At 65.5% G+C, this 13009-nt stretch carries 13 protein-coding genes; 12 read left to right on the plus strand and 1 reads right to left on the minus strand.

Features of this window, described 5'->3' with window-relative positions:
* Positions 1-2 precede the first annotated feature (2 nt).
* From fliK to uvrC, 3 genes are all read left to right on the plus strand, one after another.
* On the plus strand, positions 3-1073 hold the full coding sequence (gene fliK, locus N8I74_RS10295; protein WP_263122940.1) for a flagellar hook-length control protein FliK: 1071 nt from the start codon (positions 3-5) through the stop codon (positions 1071-1073).
* On the plus strand, positions 1063-1416 hold the full coding sequence (locus N8I74_RS10300) for an EscU/YscU/HrcU family type III secretion system export apparatus switch protein (RefSeq protein ID WP_263122942.1): 354 nt from the start codon (positions 1063-1065) through the stop codon (positions 1414-1416). Before fliK ends, N8I74_RS10300 begins: the two co-directional genes overlap by 11 nt.
* 159 nt (positions 1417-1575) lie before the next feature.
* On the plus strand, positions 1576-3408 hold the full coding sequence (uvrC, locus tag N8I74_RS10305) for an excinuclease ABC subunit UvrC (protein ID WP_263122943.1): 1833 nt from the start codon (positions 1576-1578) through the stop codon (positions 3406-3408).
* Here the strand turns inward: uvrC and N8I74_RS10310 are convergent.
* Complete coding sequence (locus N8I74_RS10310) at positions 3387-3848, minus strand: GNAT family N-acetyltransferase (RefSeq protein WP_263122946.1); 462 nt, start codon at positions 3846-3848, stop codon at positions 3387-3389. The two genes, uvrC and N8I74_RS10310, sit on opposite strands and share 22 nt — an antisense overlap.
* 715 nt (positions 3849-4563) lie before the next feature.
* Between N8I74_RS10310 and pgsA the strand changes: the two genes are divergently transcribed.
* The 9 genes from pgsA to lapB all read left to right on the plus strand — a co-directional run bounded on the left by pgsA (position 4564) and on the right by lapB (position 13007).
* Positions 4564-5133 (plus strand): CDP-diacylglycerol--glycerol-3-phosphate 3-phosphatidyltransferase, encoded by a 570-nt coding sequence (pgsA, locus tag N8I74_RS10315; protein WP_263122947.1) that lies wholly within the window; start codon positions 4564-4566, stop codon positions 5131-5133.
* The gene (locus N8I74_RS10320; RefSeq protein WP_263122949.1) at positions 5133-6323 is read left to right on the plus strand and encodes an MFS transporter; all 1191 of its coding nucleotides are present in this window, start codon (positions 5133-5135) and stop codon (positions 6321-6323) included. The genes pgsA and N8I74_RS10320 overlap by 1 nt, the downstream gene beginning before the upstream one ends.
* A gap of 83 nt (positions 6324-6406) precedes the next feature.
* Positions 6407-7423, plus strand: a complete 1017-nt coding sequence (gene aroF, locus N8I74_RS10325) for a 3-deoxy-7-phosphoheptulonate synthase (protein ID WP_263122950.1) — start codon at positions 6407-6409, stop codon at positions 7421-7423.
* A gap of 154 nt (positions 7424-7577) precedes the next feature.
* Positions 7578-8459: a prephenate dehydrogenase gene (locus N8I74_RS10330; RefSeq protein ID WP_263122951.1), complete on the plus strand. Its 882-nt coding sequence runs from the start codon at positions 7578-7580 to the stop codon at positions 8457-8459.
* Positions 8460-8538: 79 nt separating this feature from the next.
* Positions 8539-9204, plus strand: a complete 666-nt coding sequence (gene cmk / locus N8I74_RS10335; RefSeq protein WP_263122952.1) for a (d)CMP kinase — start codon at positions 8539-8541, stop codon at positions 9202-9204.
* Between the two features lie 188 nt (positions 9205-9392).
* Positions 9393-11066 carry a 30S ribosomal protein S1 gene (rpsA, locus tag N8I74_RS10340; protein WP_263126742.1) on the plus strand — a complete coding sequence of 558 codons (1674 nt, stop codon included), beginning with the start codon at positions 9393-9395 and terminating at the stop codon, positions 11064-11066.
* 12 nt (positions 11067-11078) lie between these two features.
* Positions 11079-11363, plus strand: a complete 285-nt coding sequence (locus N8I74_RS10345) for an integration host factor subunit beta (RefSeq protein ID WP_263122953.1) — start codon at positions 11079-11081, stop codon at positions 11361-11363.
* 138 nt (positions 11364-11501) lie between these two features.
* Positions 11502-11807, plus strand: a complete 306-nt coding sequence (locus tag N8I74_RS10350; RefSeq protein WP_263122955.1) for a LapA family protein — start codon at positions 11502-11504, stop codon at positions 11805-11807.
* A 27-nt stretch (positions 11808-11834) separates the two neighbouring features.
* Entirely contained in the window at positions 11835-13007 is a 1173-nt protein-coding gene (gene lapB, locus N8I74_RS10355) for a lipopolysaccharide assembly protein LapB (RefSeq protein WP_263122956.1), read from the plus strand.
* Positions 13008-13009: the final 2 nt, after the last annotated feature.

A 13009-nucleotide genomic window follows, 5' to 3' on the forward strand; every position in this document is an offset into this window, starting at 1 on the left:
GCATGCTGCCCGGCAACACCTCGGTCAGCCTGCTGCAGCTCTACGTCAAGACGCAGCAGGGGCTGATCGAGGTCCTCAAGCCCACGCCCGACGACGCACTGCGCTTCACCGTCGGCGAGCGGGTGCAGGCCACCGTGGTGCAGCAGCTGCCCAATGGGCGTTTTGCCGTGCTGATCAAGGATCAGCTGCTTGACCTGAATCTGCCGCGCAACACCCAGCCAGGTGAGGAAATGGAACTGACGGTGGTGGCGCGCGAGCCCAAGCTCACGTTCGCCAACAACCAGGCCCCGGTGCCACAGCTGCCCATGCCGCAGACGCGGGAAGCAGCGCTGAGCCAGGCGGCACGTTATCTCTCGACTTTGTTGACCGGGCAGCGCAGCGAGGGGGGCAGGGAAGCGCTTGCCCTGCAGGGCAGCGAGCCGTTGTTCGAGGGCAAGCCCGATGCGGCGCACCTGGCTGCCAGATTGTCCGGCGCGCTTTCCGAAAGCGGCTTGTTCTATGAAGCGCATCAGGCCGAATGGGTCAAGGGCGAGCGCAGCCTGCAGGCGTTGCTGCGCGAGCCGCAGGCTCAGATGCCGCGGTTGGCGACCGAGGCGGGCCAGACCAGCGGCACCGACCCGGCCGCCCAGGCGCGTTCGCTGCTGAATCTTGCCGGTGCGCCGGAGGCCCTTGCCCCGGAATCGCAGGCCCTGCTCAAAGGGCTGGTGCAGCAACAGCTCGATGCGATCGAACAGCGCCCGCTGATTTGGCAGGGACAGGCGTGGCCCGGTCAGCCGCTCGAATGGCGGGTGCAATTGGAGAACGAGCGCGACGCCGACGGTCAGGTCGACGCGGCGGCGCAGCACTGGCAGACCCAGCTCAACCTCACGCTGCCCAAGCTGGGCGCGATCTCGATCACCGCGACCCTGTATCAGGGGCAATTCAACCTGCAGTTCGCGTCCCGGCAACCTGCCACGCTGGCGCAGCTGCGTGCGCACCAGGCACAACTGGGCCAGCAGTTCGAGGCAGCCGGGCTGACCTTGGGCGCGGCCCGCTTCCAACTGGAAGGAGCACCAGGGTCCGATGGCTCGTAAGGTCCTATACGGCACGCCGGACCGGCAGCAGGCGGTAGCGCTGGCCTACCAGGAGGGGAGCGGTTCGCCGCGCGTGGTGGCCAAGGGGCAGGGGATGCTGGCCGAGCGCATCATCGAAAAGGCGCGCGAAGCCGGGGTGTTCGTCCATGAATCCCCCGAGTTGGTGGCCATGCTGATGCAGGTCGATCTGGACCAGCGTATCCCGCCGCAACTGTATCGTGCCGTCGCCGAGCTGCTGGCCTTCGTCTACCTGATCGAAGCCGGTGCCGAACCGCCGCCCCCGACATTCTCACTGGACGAGCAGGTGGCGGATGGAGAGCCCGGCGACGTCACCGGCCGCTGAATTCCACCTGCCGCCCGGCATCTGCGGGAGCCTGCCCGCTTGATCGTCCCGCGGTTTGCCCCATCTTCCCGGCATCCGCGGCGCCGATACTGGCGCGCGTCGCTGTGTCGCAACCGTGCCGGCGCGTAGAATAAGGCGCGTTTCTCGCTCCGATCCCCCATGAACGACTCCGCCGTTTCGCGCGAGCAACGTCTCGCCGACCATGTCAAAAGCCTGCCCAACCTGCCTGGCGTGTACCGCTATCTGGCCGCCGACGGCACCGTGCTGTACGTCGGCAAGGCCCGCGATCTGAAGAAGCGGGTCAGTTCGTATTTCCAGAAGAATGATCACTCGCCGCGCATCCGGCTGATGCTGAACCAGGTGGAACGGATCGAGACCACGGTGGTGCGCTCCGAAGCCGAAGCGCTGGTGCTGGAAAACAACCTGATCAAGGCGCTCGCGCCGCGTTACAACATCCTGTTCCGCGACGACAAGAGCTACCCCTACCTCGTGGTCACCGGCCACAAGTATCCGCGGCTGGCCTACTACCGTGGCGCGCTCGACAAGCGCAACCAGTATTTCGGGCCGTTTCCCAATGGCTATGTGGTCAAGGAATCGATCCAACTGCTGCAGAAGGTATTCAAGCTGCGCACCTGCGAGGACACGGTGTTCGCCAACCGCTCGCGCCCCTGCCTGCTGCACCAGATCAAGCGCTGTTCGGCGCCATGTGTCGATCTGGTCCCATCCGAGACCTATGCCCGCGATGTGCACAATGCGGTGCTGTTCCTGCAAGGCAAGGCCAACGAGCTGCTGGGCGAGCTGGAGGCGCGGATGCAGGCCGCGTCCGAGGCGTGGGATTTTGAGCTCGCCGCCAGCCTGCGCGACCAGATCCAGGCGTTGGCCAAGGTGCAGGAGCGGCAGTTCGTCTCCAGCAACACCAATGAATTGGATGCCGACATCGTCGCCTGCGTGACGGTCAATGGCATGCTGTGCGTCAATCTGGCCATGGTCCGCGGCGGGCGGCACGTCGGCGACAAAAGCCTGTTCCCCAGCCATGCCGAGGATTACACGACCGCCGAGGCGTTGGCGGCCTTCCTGGCGCAGCACTATCTGGCGCGCAGCGTGCCGCCGGTGGTGATCTGCCATCCCGCCCCCGACGATGCGGCGCTGATTGCCGAATCGCTGAGCGCGCAGGCCGGCCGCAAGGTGCTGCTCAACTGCAATCCCAACGGCGAGCGGCGCGTCTGGCTGGAGATGGCGAGGAAGAACGCCGAGTTCGCCATCCTGCAGCGGGTCAGCCAGTCGGCCAGCCAGGCCGGGCGCCTGAATGCGCTGGTCGAAGCGCTCAATCTGCCCGAGGAGACACAGCGCATCGAATGCTTCGATATCTCGCACACGCTGGGCGAGGCAACGGTGGCATCCTGCGTGGTGTTCGACCGTGGCGACATGCAGCCCAAGGAATACCGCCGTTACAACATCGAGGGTGTCACCGGCGGCGATGATTACGCGGCGATGAAGCAAGTGCTGACGCGACGCTATGGCAAGATCGCCGGCGGCGAGGGCGTGGTCCCGGACCTGATCCTGATCGACGGTGGCAAGGGCCAGCTGACGCAGGCCGAGGGCGTGCTGGCCGAAGTGGGGCTGACCCAGCCCATCCTGCTGGGCGTGGCCAAGGGCGAAACCCGCAAGGCCGGGCTGGAGCAACTGATCGTGGCGACCAGCCACGACGTGATCCGGCTGCCAGCCGACCACCCCGGCCTGCACCTGATCCAGCAGATCCGCGACGAATCGCATCGCTTTGCCATCACCGGCCATCGCGCCCGTCGTGCCAAGACCCGTATCGCCTCCAGCCTGGAGGACATCCCTGGGGTCGGCCCCAAGCGCCGGCAGAAGCTGCTGGCCCGCTTCGGCGGCCTGCAGGGCGTGAAGGCCGCCAACATCGACGACCTGATGCAGGTCGAGGGCATCAACGACGAGCTGGCGGAGCGCATCTATACCGCATTGCGCGGCTGACGCACGCCGTACGCCAGTACCTCATCGTTCCCGCTGGCTTCGCCGGTAGGAGCCCAGCCACAGCGGCGATAGAAGCCATAGGCACGGCCGGAGGGGTCGGGGTTGGCGGTGAGCCAGATGCGTGGGCAATCGCACACCTGCAGCCAGGCGACCACTTCGTTCAGCAACCGGCGACCGATGCCGCGGCCTTCGAAGTCGGGGAGCACCGCCAGCACCAGCATTTCGCCGCTGGTGCGATCACCGCTGGCAAAACCGACGATGCGGCCGTCGACCTCGCACAGCCAGCCGCGGGTGTCGCCATTGACAAGGCTGGCGGCGGCAGTCGCGGGGGTGATGCCCAGCGTGGCCAGATACTCAGGGCCCAGCGCATTTTCCCGGGTCTGCGCCCGCAGGCGGAACAGCTCGGGCAGGTCGGCGACGGTGGTGGGGCGAATCAGCATGTGGGTCCGGTGCAATGAAAACCGCGAGTCTACGCAGGTTGCAGCTGGCACGGCGCCATGGGGGCCACGCTGGCAATGCGGATCAAGCCTGGTCAACGGTGATCAGGAGCTTGCGCCGCAGTAGCGCGTCTTGTTCACCCGGGCAACGGCATGGGCTGTCATCGTCGCAATGATGGATTGGGGACCAATCCTGCTGCCATCACAGTTGGCTGCGGCCACTGGCCAAGCATGGCTGCAGCGGGCTGGAATTCTCCGTGCCCGGCGCCGTGACGGGGGACGACGAAGCCGCTCCCAGCCCCGCCAACCCCACTATGTCGTGGCTGTCCTCGCCGAGCAGGAACCTCGGCATCGATATGCACCAGCCGTCGGTCCTCGCAAACAGGCTGCCGCTGCAGGGCGTGCCGACCCCGCTTCCGGCTGTACCCATGCAGCTGCGGCTTGACATCGGCTCTTCGCCGATCGGGCGGGAAGCCGCATGGATGCCTGTCGGCAGGCAGGGTGGCCAGAGGTCGGGCAGGTGGCGCAGTCGATTCATTGCCAGTGCAAGGTGGTGCGGGAACCGGAGCCGCGACATCGGCAACGGTCGCGTCAATATCAATCGGGATGAATGCGGGTGGCGACGTAAGCCATGGCAGCAGCCTGTAGTGGAATGCAGGCACCGGTGGCCGGCGATTCGGGCTAGAATGCGGCTTTTGCGGCTTACAACCTCAGCGCAATGCCCCTGAACCTGCCCATCCTGCTTACTTGGTTGCGCGTTGCGCTGATCCCGGTCTTCGTCGGCCTGTTCTATCTGCCCGACGGCATGATCCCGATGACCAGCAAGAACATCAGCGGGGCGTTGATCTTCGCTGTGGCGGCGTTGACCGACTGGTTCGACGGCTTCCTGGCCCGCCGCTGGAACCAGACGTCCAGCTTCGGTGCCTTTCTCGATCCGGTGGCCGACAAGCTGATGGTGGCCGCCGCGCTGATCGTGCTGGTCGAGCTGGACCGGGCCTCGGGCTGGCTGGCGGTGGTCATCATCGGCCGCGAGATCACCATCTCGGCGCTGCGCGAATGGATGGCGCAGCTGGGCAAGTCCAAGAACGTGGCGGTGGCCTATATCGGCAAGCTCAAGACCGGAGCGCAGATGGTCGCCATCCTGCTGCTGCTGTGGTGGGGGCCGTTGCTTCCGGGCGTCTCCACCGCCCTGGTCGGCAGATTGGCGCTCGACGTGGCGGCGATCCTGACCATCGTTTCGATGTGCTATTACCTGCGCGTGGCCGCCCAGCAGTTCCGCGAACATTGATGCAGGCCGCGCCGCCACGTACCGCCGGTCTGTTTGCGATCGGCGGTTTCTATTTCTGCTATTTCGGCTTCACCGGCCTGTTCCAGCCCTACTGGGGCGTCTATCTGGCGGCGTTGTCGTTTCCTGCCTGGCAGATCGGCATCCTGACCTCGCTCACCCAGATCAACCGCATCTACGCGCCGGCGATCTGGGGCTGGCTGGCCGACCGTACCGGCAGGCGGGCGCTGATCCTGCGTCTGGCGGGCGTGGGCAGCCTCGCAGGCTTTGTCGGCCTGCTGTTCACCCAGCACTTTGCCGGCATGTTTGTCGCGCTCCTGATCGCCACCTTCTTCTGGAGCGCGGCGCTGCCGCTGGTCGAGGCACTGACCATGGGCCTGTTGCAGGGCAACGGTGCCCGCTACGCACGGCTGCGGGTGTGGGGCTCGATCGGCTTCATCGTCTCCTCGGTGCTGGCCGGTTACTGGATGCAGGCGATGGGTGTGACGGTGTTGCCGGTGACGGTGGTGGCAGTGATGACCGGGCTGGCCCTCTACGCCTGGATGCTGCCCCATCCGGCACCGCTTGCCCACGAGACCGTACCCGCTGCGCCGTTCGGCCAGATCCTGCGCCGACGCGAGGTGCGGCTGGTGTTCCTCGGTTGCTTCCTGATGCTGCTCTCGCACGGCCCTTACTACAGCTTCTATTCGATCTACATCACCGACCACGGCGTGCCGGCCAGCAGCATCGGCTGGCTGTGGACGCTGGGTGTGGTGGCCGAGATCGCCGTGTTCATGATGATGAGCCGCCTGACGGCGCGCTGGACGCAACAGGCGCTGTTTCTTTCCACCTTCGTCGTAGCGGCGGCGCGCTGGCTGCTGATCGGCTGGGGCGCACCGTCGCTGCCCTGGCTGTTGCTGGCACAGCTGGGGCATGCCTTCACCTTTGCCGTCTGCCATGCCACTGCCATGGGCTATGTGCATCGGCATTTTGCCGGCCCGCATCAGGCCAAGGGGCAGGCCTTGTATATCGGGGTGTCGTTCGGCGCCGGCGGCAGCCTGGGTGGACTGCTCGCCGGTGCTGGTTGGGCGCTGCTGGGCGGGCAATGGGTCTTCACGCTCGCCGCCGTGGCGGCTGCGGTGGGCGGGTGGTGCTGCTATCGCGGCCTGGCGGCAGGTGAAGGGGATGCGCTACGCAGCGTGGCTCACGACTAGCGCACCAGCCGCGGCGTGCGCAGGCACGGGAAATCCCGTTCATACTGTCGCTTATCGTATCGACAAGGCAGGATCGTCCCACCATGATCATCGTGATGCAACGCCAGGCCACCGACGCACAGATCGACGCGGTGGTGGCGCATATCCGCGCGGCCGGTCTGCGCGAGCATGTCTCGCGCGGTGCCGAACTGGTCGTCATCGGTGCGATCGGCGACGAGAACCTGCTCGATGCCGGCCATGTCGAGATCCTGCCCGGCGTGGAGCGCGCCACCCGGGTGACCAAGCAATACAAGATCGTCGCGCGCGCCCTGCATCCTGCAGGCTCAGTGGTGAAGGTGCGCGGCGTGCCCATCGGCGGCGAGCAGATCCAAGTGATCGCCGGGCCCTGTTCGGTGGAGACGCAGGCGCAGATGGACGAAGCCGCCGCCGGGGTGGCCGCGGCCGGCTGCCGGCTGATGCGCGGCGGCGCGTTCAAGCCGCGTACCAGTCCCTATGCCTTCCAGGGCCTGGGTGTCATCGGGCTGGAGTATTTCCAGCGCGCGGCGCAGCGGTACAAGCTGCCGGTGGTGACCGAGCTGATGGATGTGCGGATGCTCGACACCTTCATGGAATACGATGTCGACGTCATCCAGATCGGCGCACGCAACATGCAGAACTTCGACCTGCTCAAGGAAGTGGGGCGGGTCAACAAACCGGTCATCCTCAAGCGTGGGCTGTCCGCCACATTGAGCGAATGGCTGATGGCGGCCGAGTACATCGCCGCCGGCGGCAACCACAGCATCATCTTCTGCGAGCGTGGCATCCGCACCTTCGAGACGGCCTACCGCAATGTGCTGGACATCACCGCCATCCCGGCGCTCAAACGCGAGACCCACCTGCCGGTGATCGTCGACCCCAGCCACGCCGCCGGCAAGGCATGGATGGTGCCCGCCTTGGCGCAGGCCGCCATCGCAGCAGGCGCGGACGGCCTGCTGATCGAAATGCATCCCAACCCGTGCGAAGCCTGGTGCGATGCCGATCAGGCGCTTGCGCCGGATGAGTTGCAGGCACTGATGCGCACCCTGGCCGCGGTCGCCGCCGCGGTCGGGCGCACCCTCTGACCATGCCGGGTCAGCCGGACCGGATCAGAAGGCCACGCCGACCATGCACCAGAGCGCAAGGGCCGGTACGGTCCTGCCGTGGCCACCGGGCACGGCCGGCATCGGGTACCATGTCGGGCTTCGTCATCTGCAGGATTCTGGATAGGGCATGGCCATGGTGCGCAAACTCGTACTGCTCGGTACGGGACTGATCGGCGGTTCCTTTGCGCTCGCGCTCAAGCGCGCGCAGCAGGTGGCGCAGGTGGTCGGGGTTGGCCGCAGCCAGGCCAATCTGGAGCGCGCGCTGGAACTCGGGGTGATCGACGCGGCAAGCCAGGACCCTGCGCAGGCGGTGCAGGGCGCCGATCTGGTGCTGATCGCGGCGCCGGTGGGCCAGATGCAGCCGTTGATGCAGGCGATCGCGCCGAATCTGGCAGGCGATTGCCTGGTGACCGACGCCGGCTCCACCAAGCGCGACGTGGTCGGGCTCTACCGCGCCCATCTGGCTGCGCACCTGCCGGCCTGCGTACCCGGCCACCCGATCGCCGGTTCCGACCTGTCCGGCGCCGCGGCTGCGCGCTACGGCCTCTACGAAGGGCGCCGCGTGGTGCTGACGCCCCTGCCCGAATCGGCCCCGGAGGCGATCGAGCGGTTGGAAACCCTGTGGCGGCTGTGCGGCGCAGCGGTGTACCGGATGTCGCCCGAAGAGCACGACTCGGTCTTTGCCGCGGTCAGCCACGTGCCGCATCTGGTGGCGTTCGCCTACATGAATGCGCTGCTCGAACACGGCAACGTGGCGCAGTGCCTCGATTTCGCCGCCACCGGGTTTCGCGACTTCACCCGCATCGCCGGCTCGCATCCCGAAATGTGGCGGGATATCGCGCTGGCCAACCGCGAGGCGGTGCTGGCCGATCTGCAGCGCAATGTCGGCCAGTTGCAGGCACTGATCCACCTGCTCGAAGCCGGCGATGCCGCCGGGCTCACCCATTACATCGAGCGCGCCAGCAGCACGCGCGTGGCCTGGGAGGCGCGCACCAAGGGCCTGTCCAAGCCGTGAGACGCGCAACAGCGTTATACAATGACCAAGGCCGGCAGGGTGTTCCCGCCGGCATTGCATTTGGGGAGACGACTTTCCGATGAGCCTGGTATCCATCATCGCCATCGACGGCCCCTCGGCGTCGGGCAAGGGCACCGTGGCCCAGCGCGTCGCCGAGCGGCTGGGTTTCCATTACCTGGATTCGGGGGCGCTCTATCGCCTGGCGGCATTGGCGGCGGGGCGGCGGGGCGTGGACTGGGATGACGAGACCGGCGTCGCCAGCGTGGCGGCAGCACTCGATGCCGTGTTCGCCGGCGAACGCGTCTGGCTGGATGGCGACGAGGTCAGCACGGCGATCCGCAGCGAGGCGATCGGCGTGGGCGCATCGCGCGTGGCCGCCTTGCCGGCGGTGCGTGCCGCGCTGTTGGCGCGGCAGCGTGCCTTTGCGCAGATGCCGGGTCTGGTCGCTGACGGGCGCGACATGGGCTCGGTGGTGTTTCCGCATGCCGGACTCAAGATCTTCCTGACCGCCAGCGCCGCCGTGCGCGCCGAACGGCGCTACCGGCAATTGATCGCCCGCGGCGAGCCCGCGGATCTGGCGGCCATCACCGCCGAACTGGAAGCGCGCGATGCGCGCGACCGCGACCGCGCGGTCGCGCCGCTGCAGCAACAGCCCGATGCCCTGCTGCTGGATAGCAGTGGCATGGACATCGACAGCGCGGTGGCGCAGGTGCTGGACTGGTGGCAGGCCCGGTCGTCAGCGTGAGCAGGCGCGGCTAAGCGCTTGATCGAAAAAAAGGAAATCTCTAGAATCGTATCTTCCCCGTAACAAGGGGAACCGGTGCCGGCGGTGCGCAAGGCGCCGCCGGCAAAGTGCAACCAACCCTGCTCCCTGCTTCCTGTCGGGAGTGTCTGGAAATTTCCTTAATGACTACTGCTACTGTGTCCGGCTCCATGGAGAGCTTTGCCGCCCTGTTCGAGGAAAGCCTCAAGAACCAGGAAATGCGTTCTGGCGAGGTGATCACCGCGGAGGTCGTCGGTGTCGACCATAACTTCGTCACCGTCAATGCCGGCCTGAAGTCCGAATCCCTGATCCCCCTGGAAGAATTCAAGAACGACCGCGGCGAAGTCGAAGTCAAGGTCGGCGATTTCGTTCCGGTGGCGATCGACAGCCTCGAGAACGGCTACGGCGAGACCAAGCTGTCGCGCGAAAAGGCCAAGCGCCTTGCGTCCTGGATCGAGCTGGAAGATGCGCTGGAGAAGGGCGCTGTGATGACCGGTGTGATCTCCGGCAAGGTGAAGGGCGGCCTGACCGTGATGGTCAGCGGTCTGCGCGCCTTCCTGCCCGGTTCGCTGGTCGATATCCGTCCGGTCAAGGACACCACGCCGTTCGAAGGCAAGCAGATCGAATTCAAGGTGATCAAGCTTGATCGCAAGCGCAACAACGTGGTCGTCTCGCGCCGCGCCGTGCTGGAGGAAAGCCTCGGCGAAGAGCGCCAGAAGCTGCTCGAGACCCTCAAGGAAGGCGTGGTGGTCAAGGGCGTGGTCAAGAACATCACCGACTACGGCGCATTCGTCGACCTGGGCGGTATCGACGGCCTGTTGCACATCACCGACCTGGCATGGCGCCGTGTCAAGCACCCGAGCGAAGTGCTGGCCGTGGGCGACGAAGTCGAAGCCAAGGTGCTCAAGTTCGACCAGGAAAAGAACCGCGTCTCGCTGGGCCTCAAGCAACTGGGCGAAGATCCGTGGGTGGGCCTGTCGCGTCGCTACCCGCAAGGCACCCGCCTGTTCGGCAAGGTGACCAACCTGACCGACTACGGCGCGTTCGTCGAGATCGAACAAGGCATCGAAGGTCTGGTGCACGTGTCCGAGATGGATTGGACCAACAAGAACGTCCATCCGTCCAAGGTGGTGTCGCTGGGTGACGAGGTCGAGGTGATGATCCTCGACATCGACGAGGAAAAGCGCCGTATCAGCCTTGGCATGAAGCAGTGCATGGCCAATCCCTGGGACGAGTTCCAGGAGAACTTCAAGAAGGGCGACAAGATCAAGGGTGCCATCAAGTCGATCACCGACTTCGGCGTGTTCGTCGGCCTGCCCGGCGGCATCGATGGCCTCGTGCACCTGTCCGACCTGTCCTGGCACGTGGCGGGCGAGGAAGCCGTGCGCAACTTCAAGAAGGGCGACGAAGTCGAGGCACTGGTGCTGTCGATCGATACCGAGAAGGAACGCATCAGCCTGGGCATCAAGCAGCTCGAAGGCGATCCGTTCAGCAACTTCGTGTCGACCAATGACAAGGGTGCCATCGTCAAGGGCACGGTCAAGTCGCTCGATCCCAAGGGCGCTGTGATCGGGCTGTCCGAGGACGTGGAAGGCTACCTGCGCGCGACCGAAGTCTCGCGCGACCGCGTCGAAGACATCCGTTCGGTGCTCAAGGAAGGCGACGAGGTCGAAGCCATGATCATCAACGTCGATCGCAAGAACCGCTCGATCAACCTGTCGATCAAAGCCAAGGACCTGGGCGAGGAGAAGGCAGCGATCAGCCAGCTGTCCTCCGACGCCACTGCCGGCACCACCAATCTTGGCGCGCTGCTCAAGGCCAAGCTTTCCGGTTCGAACGAATAAGGAACCCTGGTCGTGACCAAGTCCGAACTCATTGCAAAGCTCACTGCCCGCTATCCGCAGCTGGTGGCGAAAGATGCTGAGTTGGCCGTCAAGACCATTCTCGATGCGATGGGCAAGAGCCTGGCTCAAGGCCGTCGCATCGAGATTCGCGGCTTCGGCAGCTTCGACCTGAACTATCGTCCCCCCAGAATGGGGCGCAATCCGAAATCCGGCAGCAAAGTCGAGGTTCCGGAGAAATTCGTGCCGCATTTCAAGGCGGGCAAGGAGCTGCGCGAGCGCGTCGATGCGCTCCTGTAGTTTCATGAAGCATCGACGGCACGCGTGAGCGTGCCGTTTTTTTTTGTAATCACCCTGCATGGGCCTGGTTTTGCGTATGGGCCGTATCCTGACGAATCGGCTACAATGGCGCCTACTTTGCATCGCGCGAGCCTGTCCATGCGTTATCTGCTCTGGCTGATCAAGTTCCTGTTGTTCGCCCTCCTGTTCGGCTTTGCCATGAACAATGCCGACCCGGTCTCGCTCAGATTCTTCCTGGGATACGCCTGGCAGGCACCGCTGGCGCTGGTGCTGCTGGTGTTCTTTGTCGCCGGCGCGGCACTGGGGGTGCTGGCAGCGCTGGCGCAGGTGGTCCGGCAGCGGCGGGAGCTGGCGGCCCTGCGCAAGGAACTGCGTACAAGGACGGCGCCGCCCGCGCCGGTCGCGCCCGATCCGCTGCTCGAACAACCGCGCGACGCCGTATAAGTGCCTAGCGCCGGTTCCTGGTCCGCTATGTCCGATTTCCCCTACTGGTGGTTGATTGTCTTGCCCGTGTTCTTCGGCCTGGGCTGGCTGGCCGCGCGTGTCGACATCAAACACGTGCTGTCCGAGACCCGCTCGTTGCCGGCCGCCTATTTCAAGGGTCTCAACTTCCTGCTCAACGGCCAGACCAACCAGGCGGTCGATGTGTATGTCGATATCGCCCGCCACCATGCCGAGACAGTGGACCTGCAGTTCACGCTTGGCCACCTCTTCCGCCGCCGCGGCGAGCTGGAGCGGGCCATCCGCATGCACCAGAAGCTCCTGGAGCGGCGCGACCTGAGCGAGACGCAACGCCAGTCCGCGCAATTCGAGCTGGCGAAGGATTTCCTCAAGGCCGGCCTGTTCGACCGCGCCGAGACGCTATTGACCGAGCTGCAGAACACCGACTACGCGCGCCGGGCGCGCAACGAGCTGCTGGCGGTGTACCAGCAGGAAAAGGATTGGCAGAAGGCGATCGAGACCGCGCAACAGCTGCGTGATGAAAGCCAAAGCTACCAGCACGAGATCGCGCAGTTCCATTGCGAGCTGGCCGAGCAGGCGTTTGCGCGTTCGCAGCAGCAGGTGGCGCAACAGCATCTGAATGCGGCGCTCGCGGAGAACCGGCAGTGCGCCCGCGCCAAGCTGCTGTTGGGTGAGATCGAGCAGGGCTGCGGCCGCCACCAGCAGGCGATCGACCTTTGGCTGGATGTCGAGAGCCAGGATGCGCTGGCGCTGGCGCTGATCGCACGCAAGCTGCTGGCGTCGTACGACGCGCTCGGACGGGGTGAGGAGGGCACCTTGCTGCTGCTGCGGCTGCTGGGCCAGTATCCCGAGCTGGATGTGCTGGATCTGGTCTACGAACGCCTGATGGCACAGCGTGGCCTGGATGCCGCCTACGAGTTCGTACGCGAGCAGCTCAAGGCCCACCCGACCATGCCCGGCCTGCGCAAGGTGCTGGAAGCGCACCTGCTGGTCGCGCCCGATGACCAGAAGTATGAGCTGGAGATCATCGGCAAGCTGCTGACCGAGGCCACCCGGGAGCAGACCCTCTACTACTGCAGCACCTGCGGTTTCAAGGCCCGCCAGTATTTCTGGCATTGCCCGGCATGCTCGGAATGGGAAACCTATCCGCCGGTGCGGGGACGCAAGAACCGCACCGCATAAAA

Origin of the sequence: Chitiniphilus purpureus, from assembly GCF_025642115.1 — a bacterium.
Lineage (GTDB): Bacteria > Pseudomonadota > Gammaproteobacteria > Burkholderiales > Chitinibacteraceae > Chitiniphilus > Chitiniphilus purpureus.

Excerpts from the sequence above, each read along its gene's own strand:
- fliK (WP_263122940.1), top strand. The coding sequence starts at position 3 with ATGCTGCCCGGCAACACCTCGGTCAGCCTGCTGCAGCTCTACGTCAAG.
- N8I74_RS10300 (WP_263122942.1), top strand. The coding sequence starts at position 1,063 with ATGGCTCGTAAGGTCCTATACGGCACGCCGGACCGGCAGCAGGCGGTA.
- uvrC (WP_263122943.1), top strand. The coding sequence starts at position 1,576 with ATGAACGACTCCGCCGTTTCGCGCGAGCAACGTCTCGCCGACCATGTC.
- N8I74_RS10310 (WP_263122946.1), bottom strand. The coding sequence starts at position 3,848 with ATGCTGATTCGCCCCACCACCGTCGCCGACCTGCCCGAGCTGTTCCGC.
- pgsA (WP_263122947.1), top strand. The coding sequence starts at position 4,564 with ATGCCCCTGAACCTGCCCATCCTGCTTACTTGGTTGCGCGTTGCGCTG.
- N8I74_RS10320 (WP_263122949.1), top strand. The coding sequence starts at position 5,133 with ATGCAGGCCGCGCCGCCACGTACCGCCGGTCTGTTTGCGATCGGCGGT.
- aroF (WP_263122950.1), top strand. The coding sequence starts at position 6,407 with ATGATCATCGTGATGCAACGCCAGGCCACCGACGCACAGATCGACGCG.
- N8I74_RS10330 (WP_263122951.1), top strand. The coding sequence starts at position 7,578 with ATGGTGCGCAAACTCGTACTGCTCGGTACGGGACTGATCGGCGGTTCC.
- cmk (WP_263122952.1), top strand. The coding sequence starts at position 8,539 with ATGAGCCTGGTATCCATCATCGCCATCGACGGCCCCTCGGCGTCGGGC.
- rpsA (WP_263126742.1), top strand. The coding sequence starts at position 9,393 with ATGGAGAGCTTTGCCGCCCTGTTCGAGGAAAGCCTCAAGAACCAGGAA.
- N8I74_RS10350 (WP_263122955.1), top strand. The coding sequence starts at position 11,502 with ATGCGTTATCTGCTCTGGCTGATCAAGTTCCTGTTGTTCGCCCTCCTG.
- lapB (WP_263122956.1), top strand. The coding sequence starts at position 11,835 with ATGTCCGATTTCCCCTACTGGTGGTTGATTGTCTTGCCCGTGTTCTTC.